The sequence below is a fragment of the Pseudonocardia xinjiangensis genome (genome assembly GCF_012911925.1).
Taxonomy (GTDB): Bacteria; Actinomycetota; Actinomycetes; order Mycobacteriales; family Pseudonocardiaceae; genus Pseudonocardia; species Pseudonocardia xinjiangensis.
The window spans coordinates 1-17,617 of the sequence record NZ_JAAXKY010000152.1; the positions used below are offsets into that span (position 1 = coordinate 1).

Genomic DNA, 17,617 nt, shown 5'->3' on the forward strand with positions numbered 1-17,617 from the left:
ATCTCGTGGTGGTTCTCCCACGCCTCGGGGATCATCATCAGCACCGCGTGCGGCAGGCTGCGACCACCCAGGTGCAGCAGTTCCAGCACCTCGTCGAACGTGGCCGCTCGCCGAGCGCTACCGCGTCGAGCCGGCCCCCGCACCGGCGGAGCAGTCGTGGCCCGGCGCGGCGCCCACGAACGGGTACGCCCACCCGGACGACCGCGCTCCCGAGGGAGACGCCGGCACGGTCACGGGCACGGGCGGCCGCCGTCGCCTCGGCGAACCGGTCGCCCCGCATCCCGACCGGAGCGCCCCCGACGAGCCGTACCTCCCCGAGACCGGGGAGTACGCGGTGCCCGACCAGGCGGCATCGTCCGGGTACTTCGAGGCACCGTCCGGGTACGCGGCGTCGTCCGGGTACTTCGACGCGCCGTCCGAGCCGTCCGGGTACGCGGCCCCGGTGGACGGCGGCAGGCGCCGGGCCCCGGGTACGGCCGACGACGCCGCGGTGTCCGGCACCGGGAGGCGCCGAGCCGTCGAGCCGGAGGCACTGACCAGCGTGTTCCCCGCGCTCGGTGGTTCCCCGGCCGGAGCCGAGCCGCTTCCGGGGGAGGCCTCCGACGCCCTGGCCCGGCCCGCTCGCGGCAGGCACGCCGCTCCGGACCCGGGGGAAGGGACGCCCGAGACGACGCCGCTGCAGGTCTTCGTCGCGCCCTCCGGCACGCGCCCCTCGGGGCGGCACCGCAGGCCCGACGAGTAGGACCCGGACGGCCGTGACTACGGGACGGGTGTCCTGGTCGCAGCCGACAAGGCACCCGCCCGCGCCGCGCGCAGCCAGCCGAGCACGGCGGCGCGGCCGAGCACGGCCGGGTCCGCGCCGAACACCGCGAGCGGCGCGCTGCGCAGCACCGCCCGGGGGAGCAGCGCGTGCCAGTGCTCCGCCACCGCGAGCGGGTGCACCGGATCGTCGACGAGTGCCGCCAGCCCAACGGGCACGTCGAGCGCCCGGAGTCCGCTCGCGTCCGGGGCGGGCTCGGCCGCCGCCGCGTCGAGCGCGGCGGCCAGCCCGGTGCCGTAGCGCTGCCATGCCCTGGCCAGCTCCGCGGCCAGCCACGGCGGCGAGCCCGCCTCCGCCGCCGCCACGGCCCCCGCCACTCCGCTGTCGCGCACGCACGCCGCAGTGGCCCGGGCGGCGAGCGTCGCCGGGGCGTCGCCGGGCCGTCCGGTCCACGCCGGCAAGGCCAGGAGCAGCCCGGCAGGCCCAGGTCCGGCTTCGGCCCGGCGCTGCGCGGCCCACGCCGCGGCCACGTGGGCGCCGAGGGAGATGCCGCCCACCAGAACCGGGCCGGGGCGCTCCAGCGCCGCGTCGAGCGCGGCCCGATAGCCGTCGATCACATCGCGGCCGTGGCGCGGCGCCACGGCGTGCAGTTCGATGCCGAGCGCACCCAGCGGGCCGGCGAACACCGATCGGACGAACACCTCGTCCGAACCGGATCCGGGCAGCATCACGGCCCGCACCGTTCACCCCCGCCGCACGGCCCCGGACGAGGGGCTCGATACGCTCACATGGCGGCGTGCAGTCACAAGTCGCCGAGGTTTCCAACGAGTTACCCTGGTGACGTTAACGGCGCCCGACGGTGGGCGCCACCTAGCTGGGAGAGACATGGCCGGCACCGATGGCGGAGCGTTCCGCCGCATGTTGCGCAGGCTGACGAGCGACGTCGAGGTACTCGATGCCGTGGATCTGTCCGAGGACGCGGAGAAGTCCGGAGCGCAGCGCGCATCGGAGTGCGCGTGCGGTCAGGAAGTCACCGTGCTGGGTAGGTTGCGGAGCGTCGAGTTCTGCCCGCAGGATGCCGAGGCCTCTCTCCGCGCCGAGCTGTTCGACGGTAGCGAGGGCATCACTCTCATCTGGCTCGGTCGCCGGCGCATCGCGGGTATCGAGCCCGGTCGCACGATGCGGGTACGCGGGCGGCTCGCCGTGCGCGACGGCCGTAAAGTGCTCTACAACCCGTACTACGAGATCTGTCAGGCCCAGACACCGTAGGGCCCCGATCACCCTGGGAGCGCAGTGACCGCAGGTCCACCGCCCGACTCTCCGGACGGCACCGGCAGGCCGCCGCGCGAGTTCCCCACCCTGCTCGAGCAGATGGGGGGCGTGCAGGGCATCGTCGCGTCCACCATCCCGGTCGGCGTGTTCGTGCTCGTCAACGTGCTGTTCGCCCTGCAGGCCGCGCTGATCGCGGCCCTCGCGGCCGGCGTCGCCATCGCGGCGTGGCGCATCGCGCGCAAGCAGGCGCTGCAGCCGGCCGTGTCGGGGCTGTTCGCCGTGGGGGTCGCTGCGTTCCTCGCCTACCGCACCGGGGAGGCGCGCGCCTTCTACCTGCCCGGCCTGCTGTTCAGCGCCGCGCTCGGCCTCGCGTTCCTGGTGTCGGTGCTGGTGCGCTGGCCGCTGGCGGGCGTGGTGTGGCACGGCATCAACGGCGACGGCCAGGGCTGGCGCCAGGACCCCCGGATGCTGCGGGCCTACACGCTGGCGAGCCTGCTCTGGACCCTCGTCTTCGCCGCCCGCGTGGTGGTGCAGGGGCTGCTCTACAACGCCGACGAGGAGACCTGGCTCGGCATCGCGCGGCTGGCGATGGGCTACCCGCTCGTCGGGGTGGCGCTGCTCGGCACCTTCTGGGCGGTGCGCCGCGCCCGCCGCGCCCCGGCGCCCTCCACGCCCTGACCGGGCCTTCGCCGCTCCGCCGCTAGTACCCCAGCGCCGCGCGAATGTCCTCCTCGACCGCGGTGGTGGCCACGAACAGCAGTTCGTCGCCGCCCTCCAGCGCGTCGTCGGGCTGCGGCACGATCACCCGGCCCCCGCGCAGGATCACCACGAGAGCGCAGTCGGCAGGCAGCATCAGTGACCGGACCGGCTGCCCGGCCAGCGGGGTGTCCTGGGTGAGCGTGACCTCCACCAGGTTGGCCTGACCCTGGCGGAACGTGAGCAACCGCACGAGGTCGCCGACGGCGACCGCCTCCTCCACCAGCGCGGCCAGCAGCCGCGGGGTGGACACCGCGACATCGACGCCCCAGTTCTCGCTGAACAGCCACTCGTTGCGCGGGTCGTTCACCCTCGCGACGACGCGGCGCACCGCGAACTCGGTCTTCGCGAGGAGCGACACGACCAGGTTGACCTTGTCGTCGCCGGTGGCGGCGATGACGACGTCGCAGCTCTCCATGCCCGCGTCCTCGAGGGAGGCGAGCTCGCAGGCGTCGGCGTGCACCCACTCGGCGCGTTCCACGGACTCGGGCTCGATGTTCGCGAGCTCACGCTCGATCAGCATCACCTGGTGCTTGTTCTCCACCAGTTCCAGGGCGATGGACCGCCCGACGGCTCCCGCCCCCGCGATCGCGACGCGCATCCTGCTCACCCTTCCTGCGGCGGGGCCGCTGCCGCCGCCGTGACGTCGCTGACGGTGCCCGACACCGCGGCGACGTAGATCGTGTCCTCGGCCTGCACCGCAGTGTCCCCCTTCGGGAGGACACCGGTGCCGAACCGCACGATGAAGGCCACCCGGCAGCCGGCAGCGGCCTCGAGCTCACGCACCGGCCTGCCCACCCAGTCCTCGTGGACGGGCAGCGGCAGGATCGCGACGGTGCCGGTCGGCTCGCGCCAGGCAGAGGCCACGCCGTCGGGCAGCAGCATCCGCATCAGCCGGTCGGTGCTCCACGGGACGGTGGCCACGGTCGGGATGCCCAGCCGCTCGTAGACGGCGGCGCGCTTGGCGTCGTAGATGCGGGCGACGACGCGCTCGATCCCGAACGTCTCCCGGGCCACGCGTGCGGAGATGATGTTGGAGTTGTCCCCGCTCGACACCGCGGCGAACGCGTGGGCCCGCTCCACGCCCGCCTCGATGAGCACCTCACGGTGGTAGCCCTCGCCGACGACCTGCTTCCCCCGGAAGTCCGGGCTGAGCCTGCGGAACGCCTGCCGGTCGCGGTCGATCACGGCGACCTCGTGCCCGAGTCGCTCCAGACCGCCCGAAAGCGACGAGCCGACCCGACCGCACCCCATGATCACGACGTACAACGAAAGCCTCCCCGGATCGCGGTGGGAACGCTATCGCGTCTCCACCCGGCGCACCGCATAGGCTTTGGTGGTGTCCAAGCTCGGCGTCGCTGTCAAGCGCGTCCTCGTCGGAAGGCCGCAGCGTAGCGACCGTCTTGCCCATACCCTGCTCCCCAAGCGCATCGCGCTGCCCGTGTTCGCGTCCGATGCGATGTCGTCGGTCGCGTACGCCCCCGAGGAAATCTTCCTGACACTTTCGGCCGGGGGTCTTGCCACTTACGCCTTCTCGCCCTGGGTCGGCCTCGCCGTCGTGATCGTCCTGTTGACGGTCGTCACGTCCTACCGGCAGAACGTGCACGCCTACCCGTCCGGCGGTGGCGACTACGAGGTGGCCACGGTCAACCTCGGCCAGAAGGCCGGGCTGACGGTGGCCAGCGCGCTGCTCGTGGACTACACCCTCACCGTGGCGGTGTCGATCTCCTCGGCGGCGGCGAACATCGGGGCACTGGTGCCGTACGTGGCCCAGCACAAGGTGCAGTTCGCCGTGGTGGCGATCCTGGTGCTCACGGCGGTCAACCTGCGGGGAGTCCGCGAGTCCGGCGTCGCGTTCGCGATCCCGACCTACGCGTTCATCCTGGGCATCGGCACGATGATCGTCTGGGGGCTGACCCGGATCCTGCTGCTCGGCCAGGACCTCGAGGCGCCGAGCGCCAACCTGCACCTGGTGTCGGAGGGCGACGCCTACACCGGCCTCGCGCTCGTGCTGCTCGTGCTGCGGTCGTTCACCCAGGGCGCCGCGGCGCTGACCGGCGTGGAGGCGATCAGCAACGGCGTGCCCGCCTTCCAGAAGCCGAAGTCCCGCAACGCCGCCTCCACGCTGCTCCTGCTCGGAAGCATCTCGGTGGTGATGTTCTCCGGGATCATCGCGCTCGCGCTGCTGACCCACGCCAAGGTCGCCGACTCCCCGGCCACCCAGATCGTCGACGCGCCCCCCGGCTACGTCCAGGAGACGTTGGTGGCGCAGCTCGCCGAGGTGGTGTTCAGCGACTTCCGGCCGGGGTTCTTCTTCGTCGTCATCTTCACGGCCCTGATCCTCGTGCTGGCCGCGAACACCGCCTACAACGGCTTCCCCGTGCTGGGCTCGATCCTGTCCCAGGACCGCTACCTGCCGCGCCAGCTGCACACCCGCGGCGACCGGCTGGCCTACTCCAACGGCATCCTGGTGCTGGCGGGCGTCGCGATCGTCCTGGTCGTGGGGTTCCGGGCCGACGTCACCCGCCTCATCGCGCTCTACACCGTCGGCGTCTTCACGTCGTTCACGCTGAGCCAGACCGGCATGCTGCGGCACTGGAAGCGGCTGCTCGCCACCGAGACCGACCAGGCCGTCCGCCGCCGCATGCGCCGCTCCCAGGCCATCAACGGGTTCGGCGCCGCGATGACGGGCATCGTCCTCGTGATCGTGCTCATCACGAAGTTCACCCGCGGCGCCTGGATCGCGATCGCCGGCATGGTCGTCTTCTTCGTGCTGATGCAGGCCATCCGGCGGCACTACGACCGCGTGTCGGCCGAGCTGGTGGCGGGGGACACCGACGCCGTGCTGCCCTCGCGCAACCACGCGATCGTGCTGGTCTCCACCCTGCACAAGCCGACGCTGCGGGCCGTGGCGTACGCCAGGGCCACCCGGCCGGACGTCCTGGAGGCGGTCACCGTCAACGTCGACGACAGCGACACCAAACGGCTGATGCGGGACTGGGAGAAGCGCAAGCTGCCGGTGCCGCTCAAGGTGGTCGAGTCGCCCTACCGGGAGATCACCAAGCCGGTGCTCGACTACGTCAAGCGGATCCGGAGCAACAACCCCCGCGACGTGGTCACCGTCTTCATCCCCGAGTACGTGGTGGGGCACTGGTGGGAGCAGATCCTCCACAACCAGAGCGCGCTGCGGCTCAAGGGCAGGCTCCTGTTCCAGCCCGGCGTGATGGTGACGAGCGTCCCGTGGCAGCTGGAGTCGTCCGAGCGGGTCACTCGGCGTCCGGAGACGCCCCCCGGCTCCTCGCGGCGGGGTTACGAGCCGACGCCCCGCGAGGACACCCAGGCGCCGGCTCCCAGCCCCTCGAAACCGGCCGCCCCGGCAGCGCCGGCAGCACCGGGAACGCGCCGTGGGTGACGCCGTCGTGAGCAGTGCCGCGGCGACCAGGGCGGACTGGACCGACCGCATCCTCGAGCTCGAGGTGGGCCCGGTCGCCCACGGCGGCCACTGCGTCGCGCGTTCGGAGGGCCGCGTGGTGTTCGTCCGGCACGCCCTGCCCGGTGAGCGCGTGCTGGCCGTGGTGAACAAGGACGGCGGCGGCTCCTTCTGCCGGGCCGACGCCGTGGAGGTGTTGGAGCCGTCCCCATGGCGGGTGCCGGCGCCGTGCAGCTGGGCGCGGGCGGGTGGCTGCGGGGGGTGCGACTTCCAGCACGCCGACCCGGCCGCGCAGCGCTCCCTCAAGTCCGACGTCCTCGCCGAGCAGCTGCGCAGGCTCGCCGGGATCGAACGGCGCGTGCCCGTCGAGGAGCTGCCCGGTGGGGCGCTGGGCTGGCGCCACCGGGTCCGCCTCGCCGTCGACGACGAGGGCCGCGCGGGGCTGCGCGCGCACCGCAGCCACGACGTGCTGCCCATCGCGGACTGCCCGCTCACCCCACCCGGCACGCTGCCGCCGGTGCTCGAGCACGGCTTCGACCCGGACACGGAGGTCGAGGTGGCGGTGGACGCCCACGGCCGCGTCCACGTCGGTGACGACGGGCCGGTCGTCCAGCGCGCCGCCGGGCGCGAGTGGCTGCTGTCGCCTGGCGTGTTCTGGCAGGTCCACCCGGCGCTCCCGGACACCCTCGCCGCCGTGGTGGGGGAGTGGGCCGACGCGCCGCAGGGCGGCACGGCGTGGGACCTCTACGGCGGCGTCGGGCTCTTCGCCGCCGTGCTCGCCGGACAGGTTGGGCCCGACGGCGCGGTAACCGTGGTCGAGTCCTCGCGGCAGGCCGTCGCGGACGGGAGGGCAGCTCTCGCCGACCTGCCGCAGGTGGGCTGGCGCGTCGGCCGCGTGGAGCGCGTACTGGGTGGTCTCGGGGCCCGCCCGGACGTCGTGGTCGCGGACCCGCCCCGCCGCGGGCTCGGCCGGGAACTGGTGGACGCACTGTGCGGCCATGCTCCCGACCGCGTGGTGCACGTGGCCTGTGACCCGGCCGCGCTGGCCCGGGACGTGGCGCTGTTCGCCGAGCGGCGCTACCGCCTGGCGGAGCTGCGCGCGTTCGACGCGTTCCCGATGACCCACCACTTCGAGTGCGTGGCGCTGCTGGTGCGGGCCTGAAACGGCCGAAGTTCAGGAAAGCCACTTTGCCGCCCTCTCCGGGCAGGAAAGTGGCTTTCCTGAACCCTGCGGAACCCAGGGAGCGGCGCGCGTCGGCGATGATCGGGGCGTGGAACTCGCCGACCATCTGACCGGATGGGCTCCCGAGCCCGTCGAGACCACGGCGCGCATCGACGCCTGGCCCTCCCACGCTTTCGCCGCCCTGCTGGACGAGCCGAGCCCGGTGCGGGGAGCGGGCGACCCCCTGCCGCCGATGTGGCACGGCTTCCACCTGCTCGACCACCCCGCCCAGGCCGACCTCGGCGACGACGGGCACCCCGCCCACGGCCGGTTCCTGCCGCCGCTGCCGCACCGCCGCCGCATGTTCGCCGGGGGCAGGCTGGAGGTGCGGGACCCGCTGCGCGTCGACGACGTGGTCACCCGGCGGTCGTCGCTGGTGGCGGCCACCCCGAAGAGCGGGCGCAGCGGTGCCATGGTGCTGGTGACGGTGCGCCACGAGTTCCTCCGGGACGGCGAGCCCGCGCTGGTGGAGGAGCAGGACTTCGCCTACCGGAGCCAGCCGCCCGGGACCGACCGGGGGTTGCCGGCGGCAGCACCCGCTGCGGCAGAGGACGAGCCCGGGCGGTGGCACCTGCGGCTGCACCCGGACGAGGCGCTGCTGTTCCGCTTCAGCGCGCTCACCTACAACAGCCACCGCATCCACTATGACCACCCGTACGTCACGGGCGTGGAGGGCTACCCCGGGTTGGTGGTGCACGGGCCGCTGCTGGCGCTGCTGCTGCTGGAGCTGCCCCGGCGGTTCGCGCCGGAGCGGCAGGTCAGCAGCTTCTCCTACCGGCTGCTGCGCCCGGCGTTCGCCGGGACCGACGTGGTCGCCGACGGTGACGGCGAGGGGCCACTGGTGGCCGGGGTGCCGGGGCAGGCGCCGTCGGTGCAGGGCACGGTCCGCTTCGCCTGACCGCCCCGCGGAAGTTCAGGAAAGCCACTTTCCTGCCCTCTCCGGACCTGAAAGTGGCTTTCCTGAACCGGGCGTCCCTGAACCGGACCCCGTCGATCAGCCCCGGCGGAGGAAGGACCGGATGGCGTCGGCGACCGCCGCGGGCTCGCTGACGTGCGCGAAGTGCTCCTGGCCCGGGAACTCCACGAGCGTGGTGTCGGGCACGTGCTCGGCGAGGAACCCGGTGGCGTCGATCTGGTGCTGGGGGCTGGCGCCGCCGAGCAGCAGCAAGGTGCGGTTGCGGATGGCCGTGAAGCGGTCCAGGTCGCCGACCAGCGCAGTGGTGACGCGCAGCTCGCGCAGCCAGACCGGGGCGAGGGCGGCCCACTCGGCCCACATCGGGGTCTGGCGCAGATCTGCGAGGGCGGCGTCCGGGGCGTGGATGACGTCGGACAGGAAGATCGTCAGCGCCCGGTCGTTGTCCCCGCTGTCGACCGCGGCGGCGATGTCCGCCAGTGCGGTCTCGGGAAGCGGGCCGCCCACCGGCAGTGGGGGTTCGTACAGCACCAGCGCGGAGATGTCGGCGCCCGCAGCGGCGGTGGCCGCCGACACGATCCCGCCGTAGGAGTGCCCGAACAGCGTGGCCCCGGGGCCGGCCACAGCGAGCACGGCCTGGACGTCGGCGACCTCGGTCGCGAGGTCGTGCTTCTCGGCATCACCGCTCAGGGGCCGACCCCGCCGGTCGACGAGGAACAGCGTGTACTCGTCGGCAAGGGCGTGGGCGACGGGAAGGAACTGCTCGCCGGTGGCGAGGGCACCATGGACCACGACGATGGCCGGACCGGTACCGAGCCGATGCCAGCCGATGGTGGTGCCGTCGGACGACGTGGTCTGACCGGTCTCGATCGGTGCGGGAGCCTCGGGAGCCATGGCGTGAAATTACGTGGCGGCCGGTGCCGAACGTGACCTGCGTTGCGCAGGTCACCCACCAACTGCTCACACCGCTACGGAACGACCGGCGGCAGGCGACGCGTTGACAGGCGCGCGTGACGCTGGTCGGCTCGGCGCGTGGAGATCACGCTCACCCCGGCCGTTCCGATCCTGCGCATGCACGACGTCGCCGCCGCACGGCGCTTCTACCTCGACTACCTGGGGTGTTCCGTGGACTGGCAGTACGGCGAGGGAGACCGCCCCGTCTACCTGCAGGTGTCGCGGGGTGCGCTGGTCCTGCACCTGTCGTCGCACCACGGCGACGGCACCCCGGGAGCCGCGATGCTCGTCGAGACCCGCGGCCTCGACGACCTGCACGCCGAGCTCGGCGGCAAGGGCTACCCGTTCCTGAACCCCGGCATCGAGGACGGCCCCGCAGACGGCCGGACGATGGAGCTGATCGACCCGTCGTCCAACCGCCTGCGGTTCTTCGAGCGGCCGGTCACGGCCTGACGCGCTGCGGTCAGCCGTGGCAGTGGGCCGTGGTCGGCGGGAGGTCCAGTGCGGGGTTGCCGTCGAAGAACCCGGTGGGCTTGAGCATGAAGCCCACCGTGCTCACCGGCATCACGGGCCAGTCCTCCGGCCGCACGATGTGGTGGGCGCCGAACGTGTACCAGACCACCACGTCCGTGCCCTCGAGCGGACGGTCACCTGCCCCGTACGCCGGCAGACCCTGGCCGCCGGGGTGCTGGGCGGGGTAGTCGCCCGCGGCGAAGCGTTGCGACTCGTCGTGGGCGGTGACCCACAGCTGGTGCTCCGTGAACCCGGACCGCGGCGCGTAGACCGCGTCGGGGGAGTACATCGGAGGCACGGTCGAGCCGGGCATGAGGGCGTACGCCGTCGGTGCTCCGAGGGCGGAGGTCCTCTCGGCGCTCTCGATCCGCCAGTACCGCGCCCGCGCCGCGTCGGTGTCGCGCTTCGCCACCGCCTCGCTGGCGAGCACCGTGCGGTGCACCTCCCAGGCGTTGCCGTGCGGGTTGTCCGGGCCCGGCGGGCTCGGTGCCGAGTCGACCTCGACCACGGTGTTGGCGCGCCCGTCCACGCTCATGTCCAGCCGCACGCAGAAGAAGTGCTGGTGGTTGGGCCCGTAGAGGCCCGGGGCGACGAGCGTGCCGTGCTTGGGTGTCTCGCCCGGCGCGATGGCCCCGGTCGAGATGACGCCGCTGAGCTTGATCTCGTACTCGATCAGCCCGTCGTTGTAGAGGTACCAGAAGTACCCGTACTCGTAGTTCCCGACGGTGACGATCGTGGAGATCACCAGTCGCCGCCTGCGCCGCACCTGCACCGCGTTCGTGCGGAAGTCGGTGTGCTTCCAGGCGATGCCCGCGTCCTCCTCGTGCATGCAGACGGCGTTGCCGATCGTGACGGGGGCGCCGTCGTTGTCGTTGACGACCGCGTCGAAGTACCGGATGTGCCCCACGCAGTCGCAGCCCAGCGTCAGTGGGTTCGCCAGCCACCCCACGCCGTACTCGCCCTGGTCGAACACGTTCTTGAACCGGTGCGTCGGCGCCGGGTCGCCGTAGGGCACGTACATCTCGGCGAGCGAGGCCCGGTAGACGATCGGCCGTCCGGCGTAGCCGATCTGGTGAAGCACCAGCCCCTCGCGCGGGGTGAAGCCGATCCGCAGCCGCCATTTCTGCCACTCCACCGCGTGCCCGTCCACCGTGAAGCTCGGGCCGTCGGGCTGGGTGATCTCGATCGGCTTGACGTCGTCGCGGTAGGCCTCGACCGCCGGCACGTTGTCCGGCTCGAAGATCCACGGCTCCTCGTAGTTGCCCGCCTTCTCCGGGAGCGGGACGACGCCGTGGTCGTTGACCTCGAGCACCTCGCCGGCGTCGAGGTCCACCACCACGACCAGACCCTCGACGGGCCGGGCGTACCCGTGCTCGCCCGGCGCCGAGCGCACCCAGGTCAGGGGACGCGCGATCCGGCGGACGGACGGGTGGTCCTGCGGGCCCGTCCAGCTCGAGGCCCACGGGTCGATCATGGTGAGGGAGAAGTCCTCGACGCCGCGCAGGCGCATGGCCTCCTGCCAGCGCGGGTCGGCCTGCACGATCTTCTCGCAGGACAGGAACTCCTCCGCCATCATCGGCGCCTGCACGCCATCGACCGCGTGGAAGGACACCACCGCCCGGTCGGTCAGCGAGACGACCGCCTCGTAGGTGCGGCCCTCGCCCCGCTGGTAGAGCACGATGTGCGCCTCCCGCGGCAGCGGCTCGTCGCCGGGCCCCCAGGCGAACACGGCGTCCCGCGGCGGCTCGTGGAGCGTGACGAAGACGAACCGCGCGGCCTCCGTCAGTGCTCTCGACGTTCGCAGCACCTCCGTGGCGGTGGCGATCTCCGCTCCGCTGAGCGGCTCCAGCGGATGGCCGGCGACGGCGCCGGGAGTGGTGACGGTGGGATCCTCGACGGCGGTCATGGGGTGGCTCCCTGCGGTGTGCCGGTGGGGTCGCTGATCTCGGCGACCTCGAACTGACCGATTCGGGCGTACCTGGTGGGGTAGCGGTTGCGCAAGACCAGAGCGACTGCCATTCCCGCCACGAAGACCGCGAGCACCACCCAGGGCAGCAGCCGGATGTAGGCGGCGTCGCCCGCTCCGGCCAGGTCGTAGCGGTTGACGACGAGCAGCACGCAGGCCCCGGCCATGGCCGCGAACCCGAGCACCGGGGCGACGAACGTCGACCACCAGCGGAACCCCGTACGGGCCGTGGTGAGGAAGTACCGGATGATCGCGACGGAGACGAGCGCCTGCACCGCGAGGATCCCGAGCACCCCGAGCAGCGGTGACCACGTGCCCAGCTTGAGCAGCGCGCCCTCGTTGCTGGGGTCGTAGATCACGAAGGCGAGGCAGTAGAGCGCGACGAGGACGGTCACCGTCATCGAGGCGGTCACCGGGCTGCGCCGGGAGGACGTGCGGGCGAGCGCACTGGGCAGCACGCCCTCGCGGCCGAGGGCGAACAGGTACCGGGCACTGGTGTTGTAGAAGGCCATCGCGCAGGCGAACGAGCCCGTGACGATGAGGACCTCCATCAAGGCGGTGGCCCACGACCCGACGTAGCGGTCGGTGAGCGGGTAGAAGGCCGACGCGGTCTCGCCCGCGTACTGCGCCTTGACCGCCTCCGCCGAGCCGTTCAGGCCCCAGCCGGTGACGAAGACGTAGGAGATCAGGACGTAGAACAGGCCGAGCCCGATCACGGACCCGTAGGTGGCGGCCTTCGCGATCCGGTGCGGGTCGCGGGTCTCCTCGGCGTAGTTCGGCGCCATCTCGAAGCCGACCCACGACCAGAACGCCGCGAACAGGGCGACCCCGGCGGCACCGGCGCCGAAGACCTGGACGGCCGCTGAGTTGCCGAAGATGTTCACGGGGTTCAGCGGGGCCGCCGAGAAGCCCTCGGCGCCGCCTGCGGCGAACACGCCGACGGCCAGCACCAGCAGCACCAGCAGTTCGGCGATGAGCGCCACGCCGAGCACCTTCGCCGTCAGCTCGATGTGGAACACGGCGAAGACGCTCATCAGCCCGAGGCCGATGATCATGTAGATCCAGGCCGGTAGCGCCAGCCCGGTGAAGCTCGCCACGGTGGTGGACGCGAAGTACCCCATCGTCCCGGTCACGGCGGCCGCGAAGACCATGTAGCAGAGCACGATGAGCAGCCCCGATCCCAGGCCGAGCACTCGGCCGAGACCACGGGTGACGAACGTGTAGAAGCCACCGGCCGAGGTGACGCGGCGGCACATCGCGATGTAGCCGACCGAGAAGATCGTGAGTGCGACGGTGGCCACGGCGAACGCGGCGGGGGAGGCGTACCCGCCGCCCAGCGTGGCCACGGGGATGTTGAACAGCATCGCGGCCAGCGGGGCGGCTCCCGTGACGATGCAGAAGAGCACCGACGGCAGGCCGAGCGCGCCGTCGGCGAGGCGGCCCGGCTCGGCGGGTGGATGGCCGGTGGCGGGGTCTGTGGTGGGTGCGGCGGTCATGGCGGCTCCCGGGATCGAGGGTGCGGCGGACGCGGTACGCGTGAGCCCGGGATGAGCGTGCGCAGCGCTCGTGTCGTCTGTGTCACAGCGGAGTGACATGACGTCCGCCGGCGCCCGAGATGGCGTGCTCCGGCGCGGATCTCCGGAATCGCGGTCGCCGGGCGGCTCCGACATTCCGTGCTCGCGGCGCAGCGGGAACCGGATGCGGCGGATCGGGCAAGGACAGGTGTGACCGCACCACGGCTCGTAGGAAACGATCCCCCGGGGCCGCTCCCGCTCCGGCTCGTCCCGCCAGAGGAGGACGTCTCGCCCGACCAGGAACAGGCCGTCGTCGACGACAGAGCGGTGCTCGCCGCGTCGATGGCCCGGCCCGAGCAGTTCGCACTCATCTTCGACCGGCATGCCGCCGCGATCCGGGCCTACTGCGCCCGCCGGGTCGGAGGGAGTGCGGCGGAGGACCTGGTGGCCGAGGTCTTCCTGACCGCGTTCGAGCAGCGCGCCCGGTTCGATCCGGCCCGGGCCGTCGCTCCGTGGCTGTTCGGGATCGCCACCAACCTGCTGCACCGCCTCCACCGCCAGGAGCAGCGCGGCCTTCGCGCGCTCGCCAGGACCGGCCGCGATCCCGTCGTGGAGGGGGTGGCCGAGCGGGCCGCCGAACGGGTGGACGCCGTCCGGTTCTCCCGGGAGCTGGCCGCGGCCCTGGGCGCCATGCCCGCCCCGGAGCGCGACGTCCTGCTGCTGTTCGCCTGGGCGAACCTCGGCTACGCCGAGATCGCCGACGCGCTGAGCATCCCGGTCGGCACCGTCCGGTCCCGCCTGAGCAGGGGCCGGACCCGACTGCGTGCCGCACTCCCGTCGAACTCCGGGCCGAACCCGCTGACCGAGAAGGACACACCGTGAACGAGATGGATCTCCTCGCCCGGATACGGGCGGATCTGCCGGAGGACCCGGACTCGCTGGCCAGGGCCCGGGCCCGGCTGACGGCGTCCGCGGCGGACGGCGGGCGCCCCTCGCGGACACCGGGACGGGCGGTGCCGCGGTGGACGTGGCCCCTGGCGGGAGCGGGCGGCCTCGCCGCCGCCGGGCTCGTGGTCGCCGTGGTCCTCGGGGGCACCACGCCGGCCGTGCCCGCGCTGCCCGCCGGGGGGCCGGCCGGTGCCGTCCAGCTGGCTGGGCAGAACATCCTGCTGGTCGCCGCGGAGCGGGCGGAGGATGCCCCGGCCGGCACCGGCCGGTACTGGGTCAGCCGCACCGAGTCGGGCGTGATCAGTGAGGTCGGACCGGCCGGCAACCGGTACCGGGTGGTCAACCGCGGCCGGGCCGAGACCTGGGTCGCGCAGGCACCCGACGGGACGAGCTGGTGGATCAGCGAGTCCCTCGGGGCGAAGCCCCTCACCCCGGAGGACACCGCGGCCTGGAAGCGCGACGGCGAACCGGGCCGCTGGGAGGTTCCCGCCGGAGCACACGGCAAGGGCTCCCTGGAGATCACGGCGTCCCCGCGTCCGCCCATCGGCAACCCGATCGGCACGGGCGCGCAGTCGTTCGCGCTCGGGGACCGCAACGTCACCCAGGAGGAGATCGACGCTCTCCCCACCGAGCCCGCTGCGCTGCGCTCCACCCTGCTGGAGCGCTTCCGCACCGGGGGTGGGGGCGACCTGCCCGCCGGCCAGGACCAGTGGCTGTTCGCGGTGGGCAGCAACATCGTCACCGACATGCCGGTCAGCCCCGGCGTGCGGGCGGCGGCGTTCCGGATGCTCGCCGACCTGTCGGGCGTGCGTGACCTCGGCACCGTGCAGGACGCCGACGGCCGCGCCGGCCAGGCCGTGGCGATCACCGAGAAGAGCCCCAACGGCACGTTCGAGACCCGGCTGATCATCGACCCGGCATCCGGTGACCCGCTCTCCCGGGAGACGCGGGCCGTGCAGCCGGCCGGTACCACCGTGCTGACCAGCTACGGGCTCGTGGTCGACACCGGGTACACCGACGACTCACCGCCGCCGGTGCCCGGCGCCCGCTGATGCCGCAGGGCGACCCCCGCGCGCCCGGGCGTGGGGGCCGCCCGCGACCATGTTCCGGTGACAGGTACGCAGGCTCCGTCGACAACCCCGGTCCACTCGATCCAGCAGCGCATCGCCGACGAGCTCGGCGTGCGGCCCCACCAGGTCACCGCGGCCGTCGACCTGCTCGACGGCGGCGCGACCGTCCCGTTCGTCGCCCGGTACCGCAAGGAGGCCACCGGAGCCCTCGACGACACCCAGCTGCGCACGCTCGAGGAGCGCCTGCGCTACCTGCGCGAGCTGGAGGAACGCCGCACGGTCGTCCTGGACGAGATCCGCAAGCAGGGCAAGCTGGACGAGGCGCTCGAGGCGCGGATCATGGCGGCCGAGTCGAAGGCCCGCCTCGAGGACATCTACCTGCCCTACAAGCCCAAGCGCCGCACCAAGGCGATGATCGCGCGCGAGGCCGGCCTGGAGCCACTGGCCGACACGTTGCTCGCCGACCCGACGCAGGACCCCGCCACGGTGGCCGCCGGTTTCGTCAACGAGCAGGTCGCCGACGTGGCCGCCGCCCTGGAGGGCGCCCGGTCGATCCTCGTCGAGCGGTTCGCCGAGGACGCCGACCTGATCGGCGGCCTGCGCGAGCGGATGTGGTCACGCGGGCGGCTCGTCACGAAGGTCCGCGAGGGCAAGGAGACCGAGGGCGCGAAGTTCGCCGACTACTTCGACTTCTCCGAGCCCTTCACCAAGCTCCCCTCCCACCGCATCCTCGCCGCGTTCCGCGGGGAGAAGGAGGAGGTGCTCGACGTCGCACTGGAGCCGGAAGACGGGTCCGAAGAGCCGGTGCCGGGCGCCGTCACCGACTACGAGCGCACGATCGCCGCTGCCTTCGGCGTCTCCGACCAGGGCAGGCCGGCCGACAAGTGGCTCGGCGACGCCGTGCGCTGGGCCTGGCGCACCCGGATCCTGCTGCACCTGGGCATCGACATCCGGGTGCGGCTGCGCACCGTGGCGGAGGAGGGCGCGATCGGCGTCTTCGCCACGAACCTGCGCGACATCCTGCTCGCCGCCCCGGCAGGCAGCCGGGCCACGATGGGGCTCGACCCCGGCGTGCGCACCGGGGTGAAGGTCGCCGTCGTCGACGCCACGGGCAAGGTCGTGGCCACCGACGTGATCTACCCCCACGAGCCGCGCCGCGACTGGAACGGCGCGCTCGCCACCCTCACGAAGCTCGCCGCCGCGCACGACGTCGAGCTCATCGCGATCGGCAACGGCACCGCCTCCCGGGAGACCGAACAGCTCGCCCGCGAGCTCGCGGCGAAGAACCCGGCGCTCAAGCTGACCCCCGTCGTGGTCAGCGAGGCGGGCGCCTCGGTGTACTCGGCGTCGGCGTTCGCCTCGGCGGAGCTCCCCGGGATGGACGTGTCCCTGCGCGGGGCGGTGTCCATCGCGCGGCGGCTGCAGGACCCGCTCGCCGAGCTGGTGAAGATCGACCCGAAGTCGATCGGCGTCGGCCAGTACCAGCACGACCTGCCCGAGTCGTCGCTCTCCCGCTCGCTCGACGCCGTGGTCGAGGACTGTGTGAACGCCGTCGGCGTCGACGTCAACACCGCGTCGGCGCCGCTGCTGCGCCGCGTCTCCGGCATCACGGAGGGCCTCGCGGCCCAGATCGTGGCGCACCGTGACACGAACGGCCCGTTCCGGACGCGGCGGGCACTCGCCGACGTGCCCCGGCTGGGCCCGAAGGCGTTCGAGCAGTGCGCGGGCTTCCTGCGGATCCGCGGCGGCGACGACCCGCTCGACGTCTCCGGCGTGCACCCGGAGTCCTACCCCGTCGTGCACCGGATCCTGCAGCGGGCGAAGACCGACATCGCCTCGCTGATCGGCAACGCGCCGAAGATCAAGTCACTGCGGCCGCACGACTTCGTGGACGCCACCTTCGGGCTGCCCACCGTCACCGACATCCTCGCCGAGCTCGAGAAGCCGGGCCGGGACCCGCGCCCGGAGTTCCGCACCGCCACGTTCGCGGAGGGCATCCACAAGATCTCCGACCTGCGGCCGGGGATGCTGCTCGAGGGCCAGGTCACCAACGTCGCCGCGTTCGGGGCGTTCGTCGACGTGGGCGTCCACCAGGACGGCCTCGTGCACGTCTCGGCGATGTCCAAGCAGTTCGTGAGCGACCCGCGTGACGTCGTCAAGTCCGGTGACGTCGTGCGCGTCAAGGTGCTGGAGGTGGACGAGGCGCGCAAGCGCATCTCCCTGACGCTGCGGCTCGACGACGAGGTGGGCGCGAAGCCGCCGCGGGCGGGCGACCAGCGGGGCGGGGACCAGCGGGGAG

16 protein-coding genes and 1 pseudogene are annotated in these 17,617 nt (G+C 72.9%); 10 read left to right on the forward strand and 7 right to left on the reverse strand.

Features of this window, described 5'->3' with window-relative positions:
• Positions 1 to 107 (reverse strand): annotated as a pseudogene (locus HF577_RS40275) (hypothetical protein); the annotation flags it as partial.
• Between the two features lie 227 nt (positions 108 to 334).
• Here HF577_RS40275 and HF577_RS30965 point away from each other — a divergent pair.
• Complete coding sequence (locus tag HF577_RS30965; protein WP_169399541.1) at positions 335 to 742, forward strand: hypothetical protein; 408 nt, start codon at positions 335 to 337, stop codon at positions 740 to 742.
• Between the two features lie 17 nt (positions 743 to 759).
• Here the strand turns inward: HF577_RS30965 and HF577_RS30970 are convergent, their stop codons facing one another.
• A complete protein-coding gene (locus HF577_RS30970; RefSeq protein ID WP_169399552.1) occupies positions 760 to 1,488 on the reverse strand; it encodes an alpha/beta hydrolase in 729 nt (242 codons plus the stop codon).
• A gap of 157 nt (positions 1,489 to 1,645) precedes the next feature.
• Between HF577_RS30970 and HF577_RS30975 the strand changes: the two genes are divergently transcribed.
• Complete coding sequence (locus HF577_RS30975; RefSeq protein WP_169399542.1) at positions 1,646 to 2,029, forward strand: OB-fold nucleic acid binding domain-containing protein; 384 nt, start codon at positions 1,646 to 1,648, stop codon at positions 2,027 to 2,029.
• A gap of 24 nt (positions 2,030 to 2,053) precedes the next feature.
• Complete coding sequence (locus HF577_RS30980; RefSeq protein WP_312859492.1) at positions 2,054 to 2,710, forward strand: DUF3159 domain-containing protein; 657 nt, start codon at positions 2,054 to 2,056, stop codon at positions 2,708 to 2,710.
• A 22-nt stretch (positions 2,711 to 2,732) separates the two neighbouring features.
• On the opposite strand, the gene HF577_RS30985 is transcribed toward HF577_RS30980, so the two are convergent.
• A complete protein-coding gene (locus HF577_RS30985) occupies positions 2,733 to 3,389 on the reverse strand; it encodes a potassium channel family protein (RefSeq protein ID WP_169399543.1) in 657 nt (218 codons plus the stop codon).
• Positions 3,390 to 3,394: 5 nt separating this feature from the next.
• Positions 3,395 to 4,057, reverse strand: coding sequence for a potassium channel family protein (locus HF577_RS30990; protein ID WP_169399544.1), 663 nt, complete (start codon positions 4,055 to 4,057; stop codon positions 3,395 to 3,397).
• Between the two features lie 70 nt (positions 4,058 to 4,127).
• On the opposite strand from HF577_RS30990, the gene HF577_RS30995 reads away from it, so the two are divergent.
• The 3 genes from HF577_RS30995 (at position 4,128) to HF577_RS31005 (ending at position 8,338) form a co-directional block, all read left to right on the forward strand.
• On the forward strand, positions 4,128 to 6,200 hold the full coding sequence (locus HF577_RS30995; RefSeq protein WP_312859493.1) for an APC family permease: 2,073 nt from the start codon (positions 4,128 to 4,130) through the stop codon (positions 6,198 to 6,200).
• Positions 6,193 to 7,380, forward strand: coding sequence for a class I SAM-dependent RNA methyltransferase (locus tag HF577_RS31000; RefSeq protein WP_312859494.1), 1,188 nt, complete (start codon positions 6,193 to 6,195; stop codon positions 7,378 to 7,380). Before HF577_RS30995 ends, HF577_RS31000 begins: the two co-directional genes overlap by 8 nt.
• A gap of 109 nt (positions 7,381 to 7,489) precedes the next feature.
• Positions 7,490 to 8,338 (forward strand): FAS1-like dehydratase domain-containing protein, encoded by an 849-nt coding sequence (locus HF577_RS31005; protein WP_169399546.1) that lies wholly within the window; start codon positions 7,490 to 7,492, stop codon positions 8,336 to 8,338.
• A gap of 96 nt (positions 8,339 to 8,434) precedes the next feature.
• Here HF577_RS31005 and HF577_RS31010 read toward each other — a convergent pair whose 3' ends face one another.
• Positions 8,435 to 9,247 carry an alpha/beta fold hydrolase gene (locus tag HF577_RS31010; protein WP_169399547.1) on the reverse strand — a complete coding sequence of 271 codons (813 nt, stop codon included), beginning with the start codon at positions 9,245 to 9,247 and terminating at the stop codon, positions 8,435 to 8,437.
• A 138-nt stretch (positions 9,248 to 9,385) separates the two neighbouring features.
• Here HF577_RS31010 and HF577_RS31015 point away from each other — a divergent pair, with 138 nt between their 5' ends.
• Complete coding sequence (locus HF577_RS31015; protein WP_211175092.1) at positions 9,386 to 9,760, forward strand: glyoxalase superfamily protein; 375 nt, start codon at positions 9,386 to 9,388, stop codon at positions 9,758 to 9,760.
• A gap of 10 nt (positions 9,761 to 9,770) precedes the next feature.
• On the opposite strand, the gene HF577_RS31020 is transcribed toward HF577_RS31015, so the two are convergent.
• Together HF577_RS31020 and HF577_RS31025 are read right to left on the reverse strand one after the other, a co-directional pair.
• A complete protein-coding gene (locus HF577_RS31020) occupies positions 9,771 to 11,726 on the reverse strand; it encodes a primary-amine oxidase (protein ID WP_169399548.1) in 1,956 nt (651 codons plus the stop codon).
• Complete coding sequence (locus HF577_RS31025; RefSeq protein ID WP_169399549.1) at positions 11,723 to 13,282, reverse strand: APC family permease; 1,560 nt, start codon at positions 13,280 to 13,282, stop codon at positions 11,723 to 11,725. The genes HF577_RS31020 and HF577_RS31025 overlap by 4 nt, the downstream gene beginning before the upstream one ends.
• A gap of 228 nt (positions 13,283 to 13,510) precedes the next feature.
• Here HF577_RS31025 and HF577_RS31030 point away from each other — a divergent pair, with 228 nt between their 5' ends.
• The 3 genes from HF577_RS31030 to HF577_RS31040 form a co-directional block, all read left to right on the forward strand.
• Positions 13,511 to 14,182, forward strand: a complete 672-nt coding sequence (locus tag HF577_RS31030) for an RNA polymerase sigma factor (protein WP_312859495.1) — start codon at positions 13,511 to 13,513, stop codon at positions 14,180 to 14,182.
• A gap of 5 nt (positions 14,183 to 14,187) precedes the next feature.
• Entirely contained in the window at positions 14,188 to 15,300 is a 1,113-nt protein-coding gene (locus HF577_RS31035) for a CU044_5270 family protein (protein ID WP_281359913.1), read from the forward strand.
• 57 nt (positions 15,301 to 15,357) lie between these two features.
• Positions 15,358 to 17,617, forward strand: a 2,260-nt coding sequence (locus HF577_RS31040) for a Tex family protein (RefSeq protein WP_169399551.1), incomplete at its 3' end; no start/stop codon positions are given.